The organism is Roseburia sp. CLA-AA-H209 (assembly GCF_020687575.1).
GTDB lineage: Bacteria > Bacillota > Clostridia > Lachnospirales > Lachnospiraceae > Roseburia_C > Roseburia_C amylophila.
In genome coordinates, this window is the sequence record NZ_JAJEQU010000001.1 from 70,930 (window position 1) to 89,837 (window position 18,908).

The following is an 18,908-nucleotide window of genomic DNA, read 5'->3' on the forward strand; positions in this document are numbered from 1 at the left end:
AGAATGCTTATTTTTATTCATCCCGCAAATGAATATATTTTGGAGCAGTTCTTCGACGTTCATCCTCTAAGGCCGCATAATGCTTTTTCGTGGTATTTACATCTTTATGGCCTAAGACATCAGCCACCAGGTAAATATCGCCTGTTTCGCGATATAGTGACGTTCCATAGGTACTTCTCAGTTTATGCGGTGTAATATTCTTCATCGTAGTAATTAATTTCGAGTATTTTTTTACCAGATTTTCTACTGCCCGGACACCGATTCGTTTCTTCTGCAGGGAAAGGAAGAGGGCATTGGTGCTTCCTTCCACAGCTTCAATGGTATTTCTTTCTTCCAGATAATTCAAAAGAGCAGTGCGAACCTCATCACCGAAGTATACAACGACTTCTGCACCACCTTTTCGATGTACTTTGATTCCGTTGTTACGAAAGTCTACATCTGTGATATCAAGTCCCACACATTCAGAAACACGGATTCCTGTTCCTAAAAGCAATGTCATAATTGCAAGGTCACGACATTTGGTCTGTTCATGAAACTTTTGCTGGCGTTCGGTTAATTTTTCACCAGATTCAACTTCATCTAACAGCATAGCAACTTCATCTACATCAAGTCTCGTTATGGTTTTTTCGTGTTTTTTTGGCATCCGGACAAGCTGTGCAGGATTTTTTGTTATCATTTCTTTACAGAAATAGTAATTATAAAAGCTTCGTAAGCTTGCCAGTTTACGTGAAATGCCTCTTTCATCATTGGTATGCGCAACACCATCTTTTTCATAAACCCTTAAATAATCAAGATATTCCTCAATATCCATAGGCGAAATCTGGTCTAACAAATCGATAGTGAATTCATTTACCGGCTTTTTCGCACAAATGGGATTATTCTGATGTATAAAATCAAAAAATATACCTAAATCATATGCATAAGCCAATAGGGTCCGGGACGAAACAGACGCCTTCATTCCGATAAAAAACTCTCGGCAGAAGGGGGGCAGCTCCTTCTGAAGTTCACGTAACTTTAATTCATTTTTTGTATTTACTGATTCATAATATGCCTTTTCATTCATTGGATAATTGCCTCCAGTCTGGAATATTCCCATTTATAATTGCTGTAAATAAACGGTTCTTTACACCAGGATGATCTTTATTAAGCTGTTGTAATAAATCCTTGGCATATTGACGCTTTGTTTTTCCATCAAATGTACATGGATTTTTAACAACAGGAAGATTGTAATGATTTTTAAAACCAATTACATCGACTTCCGGAACATACATCAACGGCCGGATAACATCAAGATTACTACGGTCGAGATGTGTAACCGGTGGAAATGCATAAAATCTTCCTTCAAACATAAGAGAAAGCAGCATCGTTTCTATGATATCATCCTTATGATGCGCATAAGCAACTTTGTTGCAGCCAAGCTCAATGACCGCCTGATTCAATGCTCCTTTACGAAGCTTTGCACAAAGAGAGCAGGGGCTATTCTTTTTGTTCTGCTCTTTTATAATTGCCCCAATCTGTGTTGGAATAATATGATATGGCACATCCAGCTTCTGACACAATGCTTTGATTTCTGTTAAATCAAAATCCGGATATCCCAAATCAACTGTTATGGCAGTAAGAGAGTAGTGCACCGGATAAAATCTGCGTAGACCAGCCAGGGCATATAGCAGCGTAAGACTGTCTTTTCCTCCGGAAATACCAACCGCAATAGAATCATTTTCCTTAATCATCTGAAAATCATCAATTGCCTTTCTGGTATAACTATATAATTTTTGAAGTTTCATGAATAGCCTCCAGGTTTTGTGTTCATTGTGTTTTACGAATACATTATACATGAAAACTACTGGAAAATCCATGTCTTTACATATATAATAGGATAAGAATATGTAAAGAAAGGAATTAGATGAATGAAATTCGTAATACAGCGCGTTACACATGCCAAAGTTGAAGTTGAACAGAAAATTATTGGTTCCATTCAGAATGGCTACCTGGTATTAATCGGAATCGCGGAGGATGATAATGAAGAAATTGCAGATAAATTAGTTAAAAAGCTATTGGGATTAAGGATTTTTGCAGATGAGAATGGCAAGACAAATTTAAGTCTAAAGGATGTAAATGGATCCCTTTTGTTAGTTTCACAATTTACATTATATGCAGATTGCCGTAAGGGAAATCGACCGTCCTTTGTAAATGCAGGTAATCCAGAAAAAGCCAATGAATTATATGAATATATCATTGGAAAATGTCGTGACGAAGTTCCAGATGTACAAACTGGTTCCTTTGGAGCCGATATGAAGATAACTTTGCTGAATGACGGTCCATTTACAATTATATTAGATTCAAAAGACTTGATATAAAGTCTGCTTTGTGCGTTAATATGGTATATATAGTGGTAGTGAAGTATCTATTCGCAAAACTCGCTCGTAGTTTTGCGAAAATGTAGGCAACGCCGGAATGGTAGTTTGTGCCATGCGATATTCATACTCTCCCCTTTGAGCATGGCGCTTATAAACTATTCGCAAAATGGGTGTTTTGCTGAATAGATTAATGTGCGATATAAAAAAATAAAATAGATAACTCATAATCAAAAGAAAGGTTATGAGCTATCTATTTTTTTTATGCCCCATTTGAATAGTTAGTTCTGGGTGGCAGGGTGTTGCCCTACTTGACTATGGCAACACTTTCCCGTCATTGAGGAAAAAAAATGGCTTACAATGTAAAAATTACTGAATACGCTAATGGTCAATTAGAGGTTGCAACGTATAAGCAAGGTGTTTATACAATGTTAGACGGTGAGAGTTCTTATCGTGCTGATATGATTGATAAAAATGTTGATGCTTTAGCGTGGCGGTTTGCGTCTTATGTGGTTGATGAAAAGACTGGACAAGGACGTTTTATTCCTCGTATTGAAGATAGGGAATATTGTTATAATCCGTTTACTGAAAAGATTCAACGTTTTTATACGGATGCTGATGAAAAGGCTATTGAACGTAAAAAACAACATTCTATTTATAGTTCGCTCAACCGTACACGTTCTGCGTTATATATGTACGCTAGGCAATGCGACTGGGAATATTTTATTACACTGACCTATTCGCCGGATAAGATAGAAAATCGTTATGATTTTTCGTTGTGTATGAAAAAGGTTCATAACTGGGTTGATAATTGTAGAAGACGCAAAGCAAATGAATTATTATTTCTGCTTGTGCCGGAACAACACAAAGACGGTGCTTGGCATATTCACGGATTGTTATGTAACACTACTGGATTTACGTTTACTGATTCCGGTAAAAGATATGACGGAAAAATTGTCTATAACTTGGATGATTGGAAACTAGGTTTTTCAACTGCTACAAAAGTTACTGATACTTACAAAGTATCAAACTATATAACAAAATACATAACAAAGGATTTATGCGCTATAACTCCGGGAAAACAACGGTATTTTGTTTCTAAAACAATTCCAAAACCGAAAACATTTACTGCATTAATAGACTCGGATGAAGTAGATAGTTTTATCCAAGAAGTAGCTGATTCCTGCGGTGCTGATTTAGAGTATCAAAAGGACGTTAGTGGTTACTTGGATGTTAACTATAAATATTTTAAAAAATGTCAAAAAGGAGAAAAGAAAGAGAATGGCAATCAGTGAAGAAAAAGAAAAAATGGCAGCATTTCAGGTTGTTGTAACTTCAAAATCTCAATCGCAGGCGGTATTTATTGAAGCGGTCGTTATACCGGAGATTGCCGCAGTATTGGAAAAGTACAAAAAAGATATTATTGAATTAGGAGAGGAGCAGTAAAGGATGGTTAAATTAGTCGGATATGTAGAGATGAAAAAGAAAGTCGGAAAGATACTTTTTGTGGAGCAGGATGGTGTTGACGGTTGCGTTGGTAAAGCAACTGATAAGATTTTTTTGTTTGATGATTTATCACAAAAAATAAAGCCGGATTCTGTTGGACATGAGGTTATTGTCAGTTATAGTTGCGGCTATAATGGCAAGGCTTATGTTGCTGATGTTGTTGTAAAGTAGGTCTGTTATGGAAAATGTATTAAATACAGAAATATCAGATACGGTTGCGGAAGTTGCGTCCAGTGATTTATTTGCTACCCATGCTGGGAATATGGAAGTATTGCTTATATGTGTATTGTTCGGAATCGGTGTATTGTGCGGATTGGTTATCGCAAGAATATTGTTCAACAAGGTGAGGTATTAAGATGCAAACATATGATATTTATGGTGCAATTACAATCTTCGGAATGGGTATAATAGGCGGTTTTCTATTCGGTTGTTCGTGTGAAGTTATATCATTTGCAATCGGTGGAATTATAAAGATTTTTAAAAAAGCATGAAAAGGAGGGAATAACAATGGAAGGTATTCAGACTGCGTTGACAGAAGCGTTTACGACTGTTGCTACCAATTGCAATACTGCAATTGCTAATGTATTACCTATCGCATTAGGCGTTGTTGGTGCTGTAATGGTTGTTACATTCGGCATCAAAGTGTTTAAGAAGCTGACCGGTAAAGCGTAAGGTACGTTTGGCAACTGACTGGCATGGAATGAATTTTCCATGCCAGTTTTTGAATTAAAAGGAGATAACATAATGAAAACAATTGCTAAAAGAATATGTATGTTATTTATGGCATTTTATTTATCTGTATCAACTGTTGTATGTGACTATCAGCAGGCGCAGGCGGCAGAATGGGCGTATACTTTATGGTCATTAAGTGAAGTTATGGGAACGCTTCTCGGTATGTTGGGAATAACTTGGACTGCTGCTGAAGCATATGAAAATAAAGACGTCATAGAAAAAGATGCAAAATCAATACTCGATTCTATGAAATCGGCTGTTGATTCTGAGATGGATGGTATAGATGAAACATTTGATATATGGTTAGATAATGTAATACAAGATGCGCAGGAAACTGGACGTATTGTTATGGATGCCGGCTCGGATGGGTGGCGTAAGTTGAAAGAATGGGCGGCAGATATGTTTACCGGGACTGATGGTTCAAAGGTCGGAAGTAAACCGCATGAAGCTTATCCAACGTTGACGCCGGGTTCAATTGCTGATACGCTTTCTATACAATTACCGTATTTAACCACAGCGCAGATGGAACAGATAAAAGCTAAGTATGATGATACGGACTATAACGCATTGACTATTTATAAATTCCAATCAAGTCAAACTAAATTATATCCTTATGCGGGTTCTGACATTCCATGTGCTGTATATTATTATTATATTACTGCTTATAATGTGCCGGATAAAGCAACTATAAAAGGGCGGTATGCAGACTATAAAAATTATTCCGGTGGCTTGGTTTATGATATATATAATGCGGATGGAACGCTATATAATACAATTGGTGCAATGTCCGGTAGCGGTATGGTTTATCAAGTTGCTATAGGTACTGATAACAAGCCTATCTATCGTTTTGCGCCTAGTTATGGTGTAAGTAAAGCTATTGAAACAACCCAAGGTACATATTTGTTTAATGGAACTATTACTAACAAATATGGTATTGCACAATTGCTAGATTGTGCGAATTGTAAGGGGCGTGTATTGTATTCAACGATACCGGTAGATGGCGTACGTGGAGACCTTGCGCCGGATGTTATATTCCCCAAAATATTAGGCGGACTGTCTGTGCCGGATTCAATATTAGATTTAATAAATAGTGGTACTTATCCGGATGCATATGATGTTGTTGTACCGGGGCAAACTGCCGGAGAAGATGAGGCAGGAAACAAAGTTATAAACGGTGATATTGATGTACCTGTGTCAGATATTCCGGTTGGTGGAGTGGCGGAAGGTGACGCTGTTATTGACTTACCTATACCGGGAGTTACTCCGGTTGATAAGGTTGGTGATGTTGTAATTGATACGGATATTCCTATTGATGATGTTATTGATGATACAACTAATCCAGAACCGCCAACGGATGATAAGAATAACAAATTAAAATATGACGGATGGACAACTATATTTCCATTCTGTATTCCATTTGATTTAGTCCGGTGCTTCGAAGTATTAAAAGCGAAACCAGTAGCTCCGGAATGGGAATACACTTTGAAAGTTGATTCTTTGAATTTTGAATATACTTTTCATCTGAATTTTGATAAAGTGCGTCCTTTGGTGACGATATTTAGAACTGGGGTATTGCTTACGTTTATAGTTGGATTAATATTAGTTACACGAAATATAATAAAAGGATAGGGGGGATTTTTATGGATTTTTCTTCAGTATCGGGCATATTCGATAAAATATTAAAGTTCTTGCCAACAAGTCCATTTGTAACATTTATAAATAAAATGCAGGACTTACCTTATTTAGGCTATCTCAATTACTTCTTGCCTATAAGTCAGATTATTGCAATTGGTGAAGCGTGGCTTGTGGCAATTGGTTTGTTTTATGCATATCAAATTATTTTAAGATGGATTAGGGCAATAGAATAGAGGTGAATATATATTGATAACATTGTATTCAGGTACGCCGGGTAGCGGTAAGTCATTACATTTAGCGGAAAAGTTATACTATAGAATCCGTTCCGGGCGTCCAACAATCTGCAATTTTGATGTTCATGTGAATTATAAGAAGATAAAAGCGAAACGATTCTATGATTCGTTTTGCTATATTGATAACTTGGAATTGACGCCGCAAAGACTTATAGATTATTCACGAAATCTATTTAAAAATAAAAGACCAAAAGAGGGTAGTATATTATTAGTTATTGATGAATGTCAGATATTATTTAATTCAAGGGATTGGGGGCGCACTGGTCGGAATGAATGGTTGTCATTTTTTACTCAACATAGAAAATACGGATATGACATTGTATTAGTAAGTCAGTTTGACCGGATGATTGATAGACAGATTCGCTCATTAATAGAATATGAACTTGTGCATAGAAAAGTATCTAATTATGGATTGATTGGAAAAATATTATCCATGATTAGTATAGGCAATTTATTTGTATCGGTTAAAATATGGTATCCAATGAAAGAAAAGGTTGGTAGTCAGTTCTTTAAGGCCCATAAAAAATACTATAGTTTATATGATACCTATAACATATTTACAACGCCTGGTTGAATGGGTGGGGCATGGGGTCCCCACCATGATGCCAGGCGTTGCGATATGTTAAAAAATCATATAACCATTTTTGCGTAGCCACATTATGAATAATATGATTACAAAAGTCGCAACAATTCCGCAAATATCGGTAAGAACGGATTTGTTCCCTTTGCCAGATACACGATATGTCTTAGGTTTAATTTTGATTTCTTTGAATCTGTTTTTTCTGCTCATGATGTACCCCCTATATCATTAGAATGAATAATTGTATTGTAACATATCTTATAGTGGGGCGTCCAGTAATCCCGAAGTAGCAAGTAGGAATTGGCGCAAGCGCAGCTTGTCTAAGCTGTGCTTGTTTGCCTATATATATAAAAGATTATTTTTTGTCAACGGCTGTGTTTTTTTAGCCACTGTTTTTGTGGTCTAAAAAAATTAACTGATCGTTCCACTGGTTTTGTGGAACATCCAGTTAACCGTTTACTAAAATTGGCTTTTATGTTTGGTAGTAGCTTGTATTTGAAAAGATTATACAATTAATAAAAAAGTTGACTTCCGTGCGTTAATATGGTATATATAGGGTGTGAGTTATCTATTCGCAAAACTCATGTTTTGCGAATAGATACTTCCATTTTAAGCCGGTTAGCACTGACGCACGCATAAATACCTTTGACCTATGCAGGCATTCCCTTATGGCTGTTTCAGAGCTTTTTATCCCCCTTTGGCAGTTCTGCTTTATAGCAAATGAGGAAAAAATATGAATGAAAAATAAAAAGTGCATGAACTCTAAAGTTTCTTTTGAAATACTTTAAAAGTTCATGCGCTTTTTGGTTCTTATTTCATAAGATATAATGCACGATACTGTAAAATCATTTCTACACATTTATCAATGCCAAGAGCGCTGCTGTCTAAGGTCAGATGATAGCTTCTTGAGTCGCCCCATTTCTTGCTGGTATAGTAATTGTAGTAGCTGGCACGCTGTTTGTCCTTTTTCTGGATTGCATCCTTTGCTTTGGATTCATTTACCTGCAATTCAGCAGCTACACGTTTTGTCCGGAATTCCTTGTCAGCATGAATAAATACATTGATGCAGTTTGGATTTTCTGCCAGTGCATAGTCGGCGCAGCGACCAACAATGACACAGGATTCTTTTTCAGCAATTTTCTTAATGGTTTCAAACTGTGCTAAAAATACTTTATGATTTAAGGGCATATCTAAAAACGGTGCGGATGAATAGCCATTTATGGAATATGTATCCATAACTAAAGAATATAAGAAACTGTTCGTTGGCTTTTCGTCCTGATTTTCAAAAATTTCACGGCAGAAACCGCTTTCTTTTGCAGCTTCCTGTAAAAGCTCTTTATCATAAAACTTTATGCCGAGACGATCTGCAACTTTCTTGCCAATTTCTCTTCCGCCACTTCCAAATTCACGTCCGATGGTTATAACAACATTATTTCCCATAGCAATCACCTCTTTATGCAAAATATATAACTTGATAGATGAATTATAACATATTTAGTGCACTATTCCTAGTATTTTCTGAAAATAAATAAGATTTTTTAAAATTAAACACAGCCAAACACTAAATATTACCGAAAATAATACCGGAGAAAGCAAAAAAATTGAAGAAGATTCCCGAACTAATTCTTCCTCAATTTATTTAAAAGTTCTTCAAAATATTCCGGAATCGGTGCTTTAAACTCAACATATTCTCCGGTTGTCGGATGCACAAATCCAATGATATAAGCATGAAGGGTCTGTCCTTGCAGATGATATGGATTCTTCAGACTGCCATATACGGTATCGCCCAGTAAGGGATGACCAATACTTGCCATGTGAACACGAATCTGATGGGTACGTCCCGTTTCCAGTTTGAATTCCATATAAGTTGCATCTTTTAGACGCTCTATAACACGGTAATGGGTAATTGCCGGTTTCCCATTTCGTTCATTCATTGCCATTTTCTTACGGTCTTTTGGATGACGGCCGATTGCACCTTCAATGGTGCCGGAATCTTCTTTTACAATCCCCTTTACAATGCCGCGATAAAGCCGGTTAACGGAATGCACTTTAATCTGTTCTGCAATCAGACGATGGCTCTGGTCATTTTTGCAGATAATCAGTGAACCGGTGGTATCCTTATCAATTCGATGAACGATGCCCGGCCGGATTTCACCATTGATTCCGGAAAGATTTTCCCTGCAATGGTGCATGATTGCATTTACAAGGGTTCCGCTGTAATGTCCGGGACATGGATGTACAACCATATCTTTGGGTTTATTAACGATAATTACATCATCATCTTCATATAAGATGTCTAATGGAATAGCTTCTGGTAAAATTGTTGTCTTTACCGCATCTGGTATGGTCACAGAAACCATATCTTCTATATGCATCCGATAATTTGCTTTTGATTGCGGCACATCATTAACTGATACCAAACCATCCTTTATCAATTTCTGAAAGAAACTTCTGGACTGTTCCGGGTAGATAGCAGCCAGAAACTTATCCAGACGTTCCTCTTCATATTCATCCGTAACTTCAAAAGTTTCATTATGCATAAAAGAAATTCCCCCTACTCTTCCGCTTTTTTGCTTTTCATAAATGGGAAAATCTGACCTAATTCCTCTTCCTTATAATAAAACAGCATCAGCAGAATAAAGAGAATACATGCTACTACCACATAAATATCTGCAACATTAAAAATCGGGAAATTAATCAGCTTAAAATAAAAGAAGTCAATGACATACTGGTGTACAACACGGTCAATCATATTTCCAATAGCACCGGCAACAATCAGTACAGCAACAATGCGGATTGGTGTAAATCTTTTCGTCAGTGGAATATTATGATAAAGAATTACCACTATTACAAGGAAAATCAATGTCCCAATTACAAAAAGAGTTTTCTTTCCCTGCATAATACCAAAGGCTGCCCCTTGATTTTCAAGATACTGCAATTCAAAAACGTTCTTAATAATTGGAATCGCAGCCTGTCCTTTGAGATGAAGCACGGCTAAATATTTTACTATCTGGTCGAGAAAAAGTAATACTGCTGTACTCAATATAGTAACTATATACATGATCTTCTTATTCATAAATCTATCGCCTTTCGTCTTTTTATGAAACATACTGCTGGAAGTGGATTTTCATCATTAATCAAACATGCTGCCGGAAGTGGATTTCTTCATTAATCAAACATACTGCCGGAAACGGATTTTCATCTTACTTTTCTTTGTGGTGCCAATTTCCCCATCAAAAATAAATTTTCCGGTGCCGCGGATGGAAATCACATCATTTTGTTTACATAAGTATGTGTTATGTAAACACTCTGCACCATTGATAAAAATTTTACCGGATTGTATCAGCACAACCGACTGGCTTCTTGATTTTCCGCTCATGGCAGCTATCACACTATCTAAGCGATTCGATGCCACAATTTTTTCGAATTCTTTTAATTCTGGCTCCACTGCCATAGCTGATGGTTCTTCTAAAACACAATGTACTATAGTATGACATACCTGTTGAAGTTCCTCGGCTATGTAATCGGCAATTTCCCTTTTTACAAAAAGGTAAGCCTTATTATCCTTTATCAGAATGTCTCCAAGCTTCTCTCTTGCAATGCCAAGATTCATCAATGCTCCCAATACATCCCGGTGGGAAATTGTATCTGCAAATTTCGGATAAGCCGGTGCAATTTCAATACATTTAATCGGATAACTCCATTCATAATAAAGAGCATCAGGAAGAAAAGCTGCTATCTGACGCTCTGCATAAAAACAGCCGCCCGATAATTCATAGGTAATTCCCAATGATCCGGCGCAGCTATTTAAGATATTCTGTTCATTCAGGGTAAGAAAATCGCTGAAACAGACAATCCCCTTGCGTTGTGCCTGCTGGAACAAGTCCAGGAAGCGTTTTTTTATTAATTGTTCATCCTGCATCATAGCTATATCACATCATATATTTTGATTGTAATACTATTAACGAAAATCTGTCTGAATGGACGAACCGGAGAAGCTGTCTAAAATCTCCTGGAAGTCACCTGAAATATCAACAGATTCCGGTGTAATAATAAAGATATAATTGGATATCTTCTGCAAATTTCCATTGATTGCATAACAGGAACCAGAGGTAAAGTCAATAATTCTCTGGGCAATCTCAACATCCAGACCCTCTACATTCAATACAACGGTACGGTTCATAAGAAGAGTCTCAGTAATCTCTCTTGCATCCTCAAAAGAGGTTGGCTTAATCACACAGACTGCCATATTACCATTCTGCTTCCGGCTGCTGCGCATTGGAGTAATCTTGCTGACTGCTTTTGGTTTCTCCTTTACAACAGGCTCATCGAAATCGTCATCCTCTTCCTCATGCTTATGGAAAAGCTTTTTCTTTGGCTTTTCTTCTTCCTCATCATCATAATAATCGTCATCATAGAAATCATCGTCGTCATCATCTGAGTTCAAACGCATAACATCCATAAATTTATCAAAAAGACCCATTGTTCATTCTCCTAACTACTTATTTATTATAATTTCTTTCACCAAAAATTCCGGTACCGACACGAACCATTGTAGCACCTTCCTCAATGGCAACCATATAATCTCCTGTCATACCCATGGACAGGACATTCATAGATACATTATCAATGTTTTTTGCGGCTATGTCAACAGATAATTGGCGGATATTTCGAAAATATTGACGGTTATCTTCTGGATTTTCTACAAACGGAGCAATGGTCATAAGTCCTTTTATCCGTACATTTTCAAGCTGTGCAATCTGTTCTACCAGTGCAATGGCATCCTCTGCATGAACACCAAATTTGCTGCTTTCTTCAGCAATATTGACTTCCACAAGAATCGGAACTGTGATATTTTTCTTCTTTGCCTGAATATTAATTTCTTCAGCGAGACGGTAAGAATCTACAGAATGAATCAGGCAGACCTTATCAACGATATATTTCACTTTATTTCTCTGTAAATGACCAATCATATGCCATTTGATATCCTGTGGAAGCTCATCATATTTTTCTACCAGCTCCTGCACTTTATTTTCCCCAAAGTCACGGATGTTTTCATCGTAAATTTCCTGCAGCATTGGTACCGGCTTGGTCTTGCTGACAGCAATCAATGTTACATCTTCCGGATTCCTTCCGGACTTTTCACATGCCTTTAAAATATTTTCCTGCACTTCTTTTAAGTTTTCTTTCAGCATTTTATACACCTCTTAATCTCATGATATCATTTTATGATAATGTTACTTTTTTAACAATATTAATTAATCAAATCATCCTCGGAAACAGCATCGCCCTCTAATGCAATGTGATCATAAATGGAGATTCCAAAATCTGTTCCAGCCTTTACAATGGTATATTCTTCATTCTGATACAAAATATCAATCTGCTTGAATACAGCATATCCCTTGTTGACATTGTATACACCCTGAAGTGTGGACTGCGCCTGCACCTCAAAAGTATCGTTGGAATCCGGCTTTTGAATGATACTGCCTGCAGTAATTTCTTCTTCGTCAATATAATAATCCGTTTCGGATTCCTGGAAAATAGCTGTTGCAATGAAATTAACAGCATTGGTCTTACTGTCCCTTACATATAAGCCTAAGGAGTTAGAATCGCCTCCACGGGTAAAATATTCCTTCGGAACAGTATAGAACGCCTTTTCCGTGATGGAAGAATTTGGAATCTTAAGTCCACTCCGCTCTGTCAGCAGTAATTCCACATCGGTAAAACGGTCTCCTGCAAAGCGAACCATGTTATTATGCAGAGATAATATCACATAATAATCATTCCCCTGGGCTTTTAATTCATAATTCGCCCAGCAGCTCGTATTGTCTTTTTTAAATTTGATTTCAATAACATTGCTGTCTGTTAACCGGTCATAGGTTGCTTTCTGGACCGGAAGAATGATATTCCAGTTTTCACTGGTAATCTGCTTATAAATCGGGTCACCTGCAGCAATCGTACTGTTATTTTTAATGGTTGTCTTCTTATAATCCAGCGGCTGAATATCATCTGCCGTAAAATTATCTGTCGTGATATTTTCATAGCCATCGGTATAATAAGCAATCAGCCCCGGAGTCTGGGCATAACTGATATGGAAGGTATCACTTGCCGTTGCCCCGGATGCTGTCAAATCGGATAATGCGCTCATATTTACCGATTCCATGACCTGGGAGCTTACATTTTCTTTAAAATCATATACATGATAAAAAGACAATGAATCATAGGACTGGGTAAACTGTGATACATTGGACTTCAGATTTTTAAAATAATCACTGTCAAGCCCCGTGGTATCTGAAGCAGCTGCAGCAGCCAACTGATCACTGACAGAGCCTGTCTCATCCACAGAACAGATAATATTGTTCCAGCCAGCCTGGGCATTGTCTGCAATGTAATAATTAAAGGTACCACTATAGTCGGAAGTATAAACACTTTCTGACCTTACAATCAATCCGGTATAAGTATTATTCTCGGCAATTGTACCCTGGGTCACTTCATATATTCCAATGTGTTTTTCAGTGAAATAAGAAAATACATAAAAAAGAATATATACAAGAATAATGACAAAAATGACAATCTCTATATTTAAATGAAATGGTTTTCGATACTTTACAATCTTTTTTGTTTCAGCCACAATTGTTCCGCCTTTATAAAGAATAAATAGAAACTGATGTATAATGTCATCCACTTTGCACCATACTACATAGTAAAGGAGGACTTTGGCTATGAGTTCAAAAGGATTAGATTATACATTACTAACACTTGTAATCATTGGAGCCATCAACTGGGGACTCATCGGATTCTTCCGATTTGACCTGGTGGCATTTCTGTTTGGTAATATGAGCTGGCTTTCCCGCATTATCTATGCACTTGTCGGAATCAGCGGTCTTTATCTGCTTTCTGCCTACGGACGAATCCGCTCTATCGAACAGGCTTAGTAAAAAAGGTGTCTTAAGCATTTTAAGGACTTAAGACACCGCTTTTACTGCCAATTCAGGCATTTTTAAAGTGCTGCAACTACTTTTGCTTTTGCACATTCTGGAAGTTTTGAAGCATCCATAGAAATACTTAAAATAAATTTAACTTTATACTTCTCACTGATGACATCAAGTTTTTCAATAGCATGAGTAAATTCTTCGTCCTTCATACCGGAAATCGTAAGAAAACTATCCAGATACATCTCATGTAAATCATGATCAGATGAAACGATACCACATATAAAACCTAAAAACTCATCACAATTGGATATTGGAAAATCTGCAACATTGACAAGTCTGACTTTATTGTCCAGCTCATACATATGTTTCTGGCTCTTATCCAGATATACAATGTTGCCACCGACTGTTTTTACAGCTTCGTTTACCTTATCCAGTAATACTTTTGTCTTTCCTTTACCCTTTTCTCCTGCAATTATTTCAATCATCGCATTTCCTCCCAGACATTATTTTCTTCAATGAAGAACTATATAAATTCATTATATAATATGTTGCTGCTTTATACAATGCCTAGTTACCACATCCGGCAAGTATTTCATTCATCATAAGATACAGATTGGATTTACAGTCTGCCTTTAATACAATGGATATCACCGGTTGTCCACCGGCATTATCCGTAAGTAACACAAGACAGAATCCTGCGTCCCCGGTGGTTCCTGTCTTCCCGCCCACCAGTGTAAATCCATCCGGTAATTTGGATTCACCGGTTTTATACTGATTGGTACTGCTCCAGTCCTGGGTCTTAGCACTGCCATCTGCCGCTGTATAATTGGTGGTATAGGAGCTGGTAGAAATCAGCTGGTAAAAGGTCTCGTCCTGTAATGCCTTTTGGAAAATCAGATACAAATCATAAACGGTTGTATAATGATTCTCATCCGGCAGTCCATTTGGATTCATAAAATGAGAACCGGTTGCACCAAGTTGCTGTGCTTCCTGATTCATCAAATCCACAAAAGCTTCTACGGAACCGGAAATATGTTCTGCAATTGCAATGGCTGCATCATTTCCGCTTCGCAGCATCAGACCATAAAGTAAATCCTGTAAAGTCATCTGGTCTCCCGCCTGCAATCCGCATTTAGAAGAATCAGATGCCAGATTTACGGCATTGTCACTGATTGTTACCACATCACTGAGATTTCCATATTTGATAGCAAGATAAGCGGTCAGTATCTTTGTTGTACTAGCCGGATACATCCGCTCATATATATTCTGGGCATATGTAATTGTATTAGTTGCCGTGTTAAATACTCCGGCGGCCTCTGCCACACTGTTATGTTCTACGGATTCCTGCCCGATATTTTCAGTTCCGCCAACACATAAATTGGCACCAAAATAAGAGCTGACCGTATCCTCTGCACCGGATAGCACATTTACGCTGCTGCTTTCTCCATATACCGGATAGCCATTCTCTACAACGCTTTTGGCTTTCCCACAACCCGTTACAGATACGAACACACATACAACAAGCAGACCTGCCAGTACACGTTTATTTATACATTTCACGCCACTCAAGGTCTCCTCTGTCTAATGATTTAATCAAAAGCTCTGCAGTAGCAAGATTTGTTGCCAGCGGAATATTGTGTATATCGCATAAACGAACAACACTGTTTACATCCGGCTCATGTGACTTCTGTGATAATGGATCACGCAGGAAAATCACAAGGTCAATCTCGTTATGCTCAATCTGTGCACCAAGCTGCTGTGCACCGCCTAAATGACCTGCGAGATATTTGTGGACATTCAGATTTGCTACTTCCTCAATTAGTCTTCCGGTAGTTCCCGTTGCAAAAAGTTCATTTTTACAAAGAATTCCCCGGTATGCAATACAAAAATTCTGCATAAGCTTTTTCTTCGCGTCGTGTGCAATCAAACCGATATTCATTCGTTTAGTCCCCCTGTCCATATTTTCTAGGCTGAAGCCCTACATTCATTACCAGACCAATTCCCGCAAACAGCGTGACTAACGATGTTAATCCATAGCTTACAAAAGGAAGTGGAAGTCCGGTATTTGGCATCAAGCCTGTGACAACGCATATATTTACAAAACTCTGGAAACCAATCAATGCAGCAATTCCGCTGGCAATCAACCGGCCTGCCATGTCTTTTGCACGTCTTGCAACCAACAGACATTCTATGGTAATAAGAAACAGTAATACGATAATAATAACACTGCCGATAAAGCCCATCTCTTCACCTACTATAGAAAAAATAAAGTCTGTCTGTGGTTCTGATATAAAGTTACCGTTTTTAACAGAAACAATATTCGTATTATTAAGTCCCTTGCCCCAGAGTTGTCCGGAGCCCACTGCCATAATCGAGTTCTGCTGCTGATATGCAATGTTAGGATATTTATCGGGTTCCAGCCAGCCTAAAATACGAAGTGCCTGATTTCCTGTCAAAAGTTTCTGTCCCGGCTGTAATACCAGCGTTAAGACCACAACCAGTGACGGAACTGCCACTGCCAGCACACCCATTACTATTTTATAACTTAATCCGGCAATAAACAAGAGGGATGCAAAAATTAATGCTGTAACAATTGTGGTAGAAAGATCCGGCTCCTTAAAAATCAGAAGAAGCGGTACTGCTGCCAATACCAGCGTACAAAACAGCGTCCGGATATTATTCAGTTTATCTTTATTTTTGCTTAGATAATAGGCAAAAAACAAAACTAACAGGATTTTGCCTAATTCGGAAGGCTGAAAGCGGATTCCAAGCTTCAGCCAGCGGCGCGCGCCTTTTGTCTTTTCTCCAATGACAAAGATAGCTGCCAATAAAGCCACATTAACAAAATAGAATATCCAACTGAATTTCAATATAAAATTGTAATCAATCAGCGATATACCAACCATTACAATCAGACCTAAGATTAATCCTGCAATCTGCTTATTCTGTACGGAAGGCTTTGCACTGCCAACTACCATAATTCCAATGATGGTCAGTGCCACCACATAAAATACCAGTCGGAAACGGTAGTCTCTTAAGCGGTATTGTTTTAACATAAATCACTACTTCCAATCTGAAGTCTATTATTTTCCGGAATGCTTCAAATCCTTAATCGGAATATTTGCAAACAATGCCGGAACAGCTCCGTTATTACCATCTGATTCGGTCTGGGTAATCTGAATATCAAGCCCTTCCGCATCAATTTCCATATACTTTGATATTACCTGGATAATATCGTTTTTGATATTTTCCATTACATCCGGTGAGCAGTCAGCACGGTCTGAAATCAACAATAATTTCAGACGGTCTTTCGCTACATTACCGGAATTCTTTTTCTTAAAAAAATCCATGAATCCCATAATTATTATCCCCCTAGTTTTTCTTAAATAAACTTACGAATTTAGACCATACGCCATTTTTAGACTCTAAGTCAAGAAGCGGTACTTCTTCTCCCATGATACGTTTACAGATATTTAAATATGCCTGTCCTGCAAGGCTGTCAGAGCCTACTAACGGCTCACCCTGGTTGGTTGAGATTACAATCTGTTCGTCATCCGGAACTGCACCGATTAAATCGATAGCAAGAATCTCATGAACATCTTCAATGGACATCATATCGCCACGTTTTACCATATCCATACGCAGTCGATTTACGATTAACTCGATTTTCTTAATCTCATTTGCCTCTAAAAGACCAATGATACGGTCTGCATCACGGATTGCAGATACCTCCGGTGTGGTAACAACCAGTGCACGGTCTGCTCCTGCAATTGCATTTTTAAATCCCTGCTCGATTCCAGCCGGGCAGTCTAATAATATGTAATCAAATTCTTCTCTTAATTCTTCTACTAATTTCTGCATCTGCTCCGGTGTAACAGAGGTTTTATCCCTGGTCTGGGCAGACGGCAATAAGAAAAGGTTCGGATATTTCTTATCTTTGATTAATGCCTGTTTGATTCTGCAGTTGCCTTCTACAACATCTACCAGATTGTATACAATACGGTTCTCAAGACCCATAACTACATCAAGGTTACGTAATCCGATATCGGTATCAATCAATACTACTTTTTTATTTAACTGTGCAAGACCGGTTCCTACATTTGCAGTAGTTGTTGTCTTACCAACACCGCCTTTTCCTGATGTAATAACAATTACTTCGCTCATGATTTATTCTTCCTCCTAAATCTTATATATTCATTAATAATCCACTTGTAATCGGTTCGATTAGTATGGAATCATCCATAACAACAGCTACCTGCGGTTCTAAAGTCTTCCGCCGGTTCTTAATGGCACTCAGTGGTCCGCGGTCAGAGCTTCTTCCAATTACATTACCTATTTTAATCTGTACCGGGTCCATATCAAGGGCAGCTACAAAGGTATGCTCATCTCCTGCCGCTCCAGCATAGGCATTGCCACGAAGCGAGCCTAATACCACAATATTTCCTTTTGCAATAATTTTTGCACCTGGGTTCACATCGCCAAGTATAACAATGCTTGTCTTACATTCGATGACTTGTCCACTTCGCAGTGTTCCCTTATAGAATTCACCGGTTCTTCCAGACTGGCTTTCATCAAATTCCTGAATCTTTCGGGCACAGATTTCATCCCGCAGAGAATTATTATCTAAAATACATACCACATCAATGCTGGTATTCCGACTGATCAAATCAACGATTGCAAGTTCTTCTTCCTGACTTAATTTCCTGCCCTCAAAAGCCAAGGCAATTCTGGCATTTTTAAAGAATTTGTCGGATTCTTTAAATTTATGAAGTATCTCGTCTAATAGCTCCTGAAATGGAATTTTATCATCTAAAATCAGATTGATTCCATGGGGATTACTCTTTAAAACAACTGGTTGCGACATATACTTCCC

At 37.9% G+C, this 18,908-nt stretch carries 26 protein-coding genes; 10 read left to right on the top strand and 16 right to left on the bottom strand.

The features are described from left to right. Positions 1-13 precede the first annotated feature (13 nt). Positions 14-1,063: a tyrosine-type recombinase/integrase gene (locus LKD41_RS00395; RefSeq protein ID WP_118057465.1), complete on the bottom strand. Its 1,050-nt coding sequence runs from the start codon at positions 1,061-1,063 to the stop codon at positions 14-16. After that, on the bottom strand, positions 1,056-1,784 hold the full coding sequence (locus LKD41_RS00400) for a tRNA lysidine(34) synthetase (protein ID WP_227700079.1): 729 nt from the start codon (positions 1,782-1,784) through the stop codon (positions 1,056-1,058). Before LKD41_RS00400 ends, LKD41_RS00395 begins: the two co-directional genes overlap by 8 nt. Positions 1,785-1,907: 123 nt before the next feature. On the opposite strand from LKD41_RS00400, the gene dtd reads away from it, so the two are divergent. The 9 genes from dtd (at position 1,908) to LKD41_RS00445 (ending at position 7,094) form a co-directional block, all read left to right on the top strand. After that, positions 1,908-2,357 (top strand): D-aminoacyl-tRNA deacylase, encoded by a 450-nt coding sequence (dtd, locus tag LKD41_RS00405; protein WP_227700080.1) that lies wholly within the window; start codon positions 1,908-1,910, stop codon positions 2,355-2,357. A gap of 347 nt (positions 2,358-2,704) precedes the next feature. After that, complete coding sequence (locus LKD41_RS00410; RefSeq protein WP_227700081.1) at positions 2,705-3,649, top strand: rolling circle replication-associated protein; 945 nt, start codon at positions 2,705-2,707, stop codon at positions 3,647-3,649. Continuing rightward, positions 3,636-3,800: a hypothetical protein gene (locus tag LKD41_RS00415; RefSeq protein WP_227700082.1), complete on the top strand. Its 165-nt coding sequence runs from the start codon at positions 3,636-3,638 to the stop codon at positions 3,798-3,800. Before LKD41_RS00410 ends, LKD41_RS00415 begins: the two co-directional genes overlap by 14 nt. Before the next feature lie 3 nt (positions 3,801-3,803). Continuing rightward, positions 3,804-4,031: a hypothetical protein gene (locus LKD41_RS00420; protein ID WP_118172575.1), complete on the top strand. Its 228-nt coding sequence runs from the start codon at positions 3,804-3,806 to the stop codon at positions 4,029-4,031. A gap of 7 nt (positions 4,032-4,038) precedes the next feature. Next, positions 4,039-4,215: a hypothetical protein gene (locus tag LKD41_RS00425; protein ID WP_227700083.1), complete on the top strand. Its 177-nt coding sequence runs from the start codon at positions 4,039-4,041 to the stop codon at positions 4,213-4,215. Between the two features lie 152 nt (positions 4,216-4,367). Continuing rightward, positions 4,368-4,532: a hypothetical protein gene (locus tag LKD41_RS00430; RefSeq protein WP_158564676.1), complete on the top strand. Its 165-nt coding sequence runs from the start codon at positions 4,368-4,370 to the stop codon at positions 4,530-4,532. 72 nt (positions 4,533-4,604) lie between these two features. Next, complete coding sequence (locus LKD41_RS00435; RefSeq protein ID WP_227700084.1) at positions 4,605-6,221, top strand: hypothetical protein; 1,617 nt, start codon at positions 4,605-4,607, stop codon at positions 6,219-6,221. A gap of 11 nt (positions 6,222-6,232) precedes the next feature. Continuing rightward, positions 6,233-6,460, top strand: coding sequence for a hypothetical protein (locus LKD41_RS00440; RefSeq protein WP_227700085.1), 228 nt, complete (start codon positions 6,233-6,235; stop codon positions 6,458-6,460). Between the two features lie 13 nt (positions 6,461-6,473). Then, the gene (locus tag LKD41_RS00445; RefSeq protein ID WP_227700086.1) at positions 6,474-7,094 is read left to right on the top strand and encodes a zonular occludens toxin domain-containing protein; all 621 of its coding nucleotides are present in this window, start codon (positions 6,474-6,476) and stop codon (positions 7,092-7,094) included. 816 nt (positions 7,095-7,910) lie between these two features. On the opposite strand, the gene LKD41_RS00450 is transcribed toward LKD41_RS00445, so the two are convergent. From LKD41_RS00450 to LKD41_RS15730, 7 genes are all read right to left on the bottom strand, one after another. Continuing rightward, complete coding sequence (locus tag LKD41_RS00450) at positions 7,911-8,540, bottom strand: cytidylate kinase-like family protein (RefSeq protein WP_022243824.1); 630 nt, start codon at positions 8,538-8,540, stop codon at positions 7,911-7,913. Positions 8,541-8,719: 179 nt separating this feature from the next. Beyond that, positions 8,720-9,640, bottom strand: a complete 921-nt coding sequence (locus LKD41_RS00455) for an RluA family pseudouridine synthase (protein ID WP_227700087.1) — start codon at positions 9,638-9,640, stop codon at positions 8,720-8,722. Between the two features lie 14 nt (positions 9,641-9,654). Continuing rightward, positions 9,655-10,176, bottom strand: coding sequence for a signal peptidase II (gene lspA, locus LKD41_RS00460; protein WP_227700088.1), 522 nt, complete (start codon positions 10,174-10,176; stop codon positions 9,655-9,657). 96 nt (positions 10,177-10,272) lie between these two features. Beyond that, positions 10,273-11,025, bottom strand: coding sequence for a YlmH family RNA-binding protein (locus tag LKD41_RS00465; RefSeq protein ID WP_118176843.1), 753 nt, complete (start codon positions 11,023-11,025; stop codon positions 10,273-10,275). Between the two features lie 36 nt (positions 11,026-11,061). Further along, positions 11,062-11,583, bottom strand: a complete 522-nt coding sequence (locus tag LKD41_RS00470) for a cell division protein SepF (RefSeq protein WP_117699220.1) — start codon at positions 11,581-11,583, stop codon at positions 11,062-11,064. Between the two features lie 19 nt (positions 11,584-11,602). Then, entirely contained in the window at positions 11,603-12,295 is a 693-nt protein-coding gene (locus LKD41_RS00475; protein ID WP_227700089.1) for a YggS family pyridoxal phosphate-dependent enzyme, read from the bottom strand. A 59-nt stretch (positions 12,296-12,354) separates the two neighbouring features. Continuing rightward, positions 12,355-13,731 carry an HlyD family efflux transporter periplasmic adaptor subunit gene (locus tag LKD41_RS15730; RefSeq protein ID WP_227700090.1) on the bottom strand — a complete coding sequence of 459 codons (1,377 nt, stop codon included), beginning with the start codon at positions 13,729-13,731 and terminating at the stop codon, positions 12,355-12,357. A 91-nt stretch (positions 13,732-13,822) separates the two neighbouring features. On the opposite strand from LKD41_RS15730, the gene LKD41_RS00485 reads away from it, so the two are divergent. Next, complete coding sequence (locus tag LKD41_RS00485; protein ID WP_022243817.1) at positions 13,823-14,035, top strand: DUF378 domain-containing protein; 213 nt, start codon at positions 13,823-13,825, stop codon at positions 14,033-14,035. Between the two features lie 65 nt (positions 14,036-14,100). Here the strand turns inward: LKD41_RS00485 and LKD41_RS00490 are convergent, their stop codons facing one another. The 7 genes from LKD41_RS00490 to minC all read right to left on the bottom strand — a co-directional run bounded on the left by LKD41_RS00490 (position 14,101) and on the right by minC (position 18,899). Next, positions 14,101-14,520: a twitching motility protein PilT gene (locus LKD41_RS00490; RefSeq protein ID WP_227700091.1), complete on the bottom strand. Its 420-nt coding sequence runs from the start codon at positions 14,518-14,520 to the stop codon at positions 14,101-14,103. An 82-nt stretch (positions 14,521-14,602) separates the two neighbouring features. Next, entirely contained in the window at positions 14,603-15,595 is a 993-nt protein-coding gene (locus LKD41_RS00495) for a D-alanyl-D-alanine carboxypeptidase family protein (protein ID WP_022243815.1), read from the bottom strand. Continuing rightward, positions 15,579-15,974, bottom strand: a complete 396-nt coding sequence (locus tag LKD41_RS00500; protein WP_022243814.1) for a methylglyoxal synthase — start codon at positions 15,972-15,974, stop codon at positions 15,579-15,581. Before LKD41_RS00500 ends, LKD41_RS00495 begins: the two co-directional genes overlap by 17 nt. A 4-nt stretch (positions 15,975-15,978) precedes the next feature. Next, entirely contained in the window at positions 15,979-17,091 is a 1,113-nt protein-coding gene (locus tag LKD41_RS00505; RefSeq protein WP_117698373.1) for an FtsW/RodA/SpoVE family cell cycle protein, read from the bottom strand. Positions 17,092-17,118: 27 nt separating this feature from the next. Further along, positions 17,119-17,394, bottom strand: a complete 276-nt coding sequence (gene minE / locus LKD41_RS00510; RefSeq protein ID WP_117698374.1) for a cell division topological specificity factor MinE — start codon at positions 17,392-17,394, stop codon at positions 17,119-17,121. Positions 17,395-17,407: 13 nt separating this feature from the next. After that, positions 17,408-18,199 carry a septum site-determining protein MinD gene (gene minD, locus LKD41_RS00515; RefSeq protein WP_022243811.1) on the bottom strand — a complete coding sequence of 264 codons (792 nt, stop codon included), beginning with the start codon at positions 18,197-18,199 and terminating at the stop codon, positions 17,408-17,410. A gap of 22 nt (positions 18,200-18,221) precedes the next feature. Then, the gene (minC, locus tag LKD41_RS00520; protein WP_227700092.1) at positions 18,222-18,899 is read right to left on the bottom strand and encodes a septum site-determining protein MinC; all 678 of its coding nucleotides are present in this window, start codon (positions 18,897-18,899) and stop codon (positions 18,222-18,224) included. Positions 18,900-18,908: the final 9 nt, after the last annotated feature.

What these genes read in the sequence shown, in the direction of transcription:
- LKD41_RS00440 (WP_227700085.1), top strand. Translation starts at nt 6,233, where the DNA reads ATGGATTTTTCTTCAGTATCGGGCATATTCGATAAAATATTAAAGTTC.
- LKD41_RS00505 (WP_117698373.1), bottom strand. Translation starts at nt 17,091, where the DNA reads ATGTTAAAACAATACCGCTTAAGAGACTACCGTTTCCGACTGGTATTT.
- LKD41_RS00400 (WP_227700079.1), bottom strand. Translation starts at nt 1,784, where the DNA reads ATGAAACTTCAAAAATTATATAGTTATACCAGAAAGGCAATTGATGAT.
- minE (WP_117698374.1), bottom strand. Translation starts at nt 17,394, where the DNA reads ATGGGATTCATGGATTTTTTTAAGAAAAAGAATTCCGGTAATGTAGCG.
- minD (WP_022243811.1), bottom strand. Translation starts at nt 18,199, where the DNA reads ATGAGCGAAGTAATTGTTATTACATCAGGAAAAGGCGGTGTTGGTAAG.
- LKD41_RS00470 (WP_117699220.1), bottom strand. Translation starts at nt 11,583, where the DNA reads ATGGGTCTTTTTGATAAATTTATGGATGTTATGCGTTTGAACTCAGAT.
- minC (WP_227700092.1), bottom strand. Translation starts at nt 18,899, where the DNA reads ATGTCGCAACCAGTTGTTTTAAAGAGTAATCCCCATGGAATCAATCTG.
- LKD41_RS00455 (WP_227700087.1), bottom strand. Translation starts at nt 9,640, where the DNA reads ATGCATAATGAAACTTTTGAAGTTACGGATGAATATGAAGAGGAACGT.
- lspA (WP_227700088.1), bottom strand. Translation starts at nt 10,176, where the DNA reads ATGAATAAGAAGATCATGTATATAGTTACTATATTGAGTACAGCAGTA.
- LKD41_RS00485 (WP_022243817.1), top strand. Translation starts at nt 13,823, where the DNA reads ATGAGTTCAAAAGGATTAGATTATACATTACTAACACTTGTAATCATT.
- LKD41_RS00450 (WP_022243824.1), bottom strand. Translation starts at nt 8,540, where the DNA reads ATGGGAAATAATGTTGTTATAACCATCGGACGTGAATTTGGAAGTGGC.
- LKD41_RS00395 (WP_118057465.1), bottom strand. Translation starts at nt 1,063, where the DNA reads ATGAATGAAAAGGCATATTATGAATCAGTAAATACAAAAAATGAATTA.
- LKD41_RS00500 (WP_022243814.1), bottom strand. Translation starts at nt 15,974, where the DNA reads ATGAATATCGGTTTGATTGCACACGACGCGAAGAAAAAGCTTATGCAG.
- LKD41_RS00415 (WP_227700082.1), top strand. Translation starts at nt 3,636, where the DNA reads ATGGCAATCAGTGAAGAAAAAGAAAAAATGGCAGCATTTCAGGTTGTT.
- LKD41_RS00490 (WP_227700091.1), bottom strand. Translation starts at nt 14,520, where the DNA reads ATGATTGAAATAATTGCAGGAGAAAAGGGTAAAGGAAAGACAAAAGTA.
- dtd (WP_227700080.1), top strand. Translation starts at nt 1,908, where the DNA reads ATGAAATTCGTAATACAGCGCGTTACACATGCCAAAGTTGAAGTTGAA.
- LKD41_RS00410 (WP_227700081.1), top strand. Translation starts at nt 2,705, where the DNA reads ATGGCTTACAATGTAAAAATTACTGAATACGCTAATGGTCAATTAGAG.
- LKD41_RS00435 (WP_227700084.1), top strand. Translation starts at nt 4,605, where the DNA reads ATGAAAACAATTGCTAAAAGAATATGTATGTTATTTATGGCATTTTAT.
- LKD41_RS00425 (WP_227700083.1), top strand. Translation starts at nt 4,039, where the DNA reads ATGGAAAATGTATTAAATACAGAAATATCAGATACGGTTGCGGAAGTT.
- LKD41_RS00420 (WP_118172575.1), top strand. Translation starts at nt 3,804, where the DNA reads ATGGTTAAATTAGTCGGATATGTAGAGATGAAAAAGAAAGTCGGAAAG.
- LKD41_RS00475 (WP_227700089.1), bottom strand. Translation starts at nt 12,295, where the DNA reads ATGCTGAAAGAAAACTTAAAAGAAGTGCAGGAAAATATTTTAAAGGCA.
- LKD41_RS00430 (WP_158564676.1), top strand. Translation starts at nt 4,368, where the DNA reads ATGGAAGGTATTCAGACTGCGTTGACAGAAGCGTTTACGACTGTTGCT.
- LKD41_RS00465 (WP_118176843.1), bottom strand. Translation starts at nt 11,025, where the DNA reads ATGATGCAGGATGAACAATTAATAAAAAAACGCTTCCTGGACTTGTTC.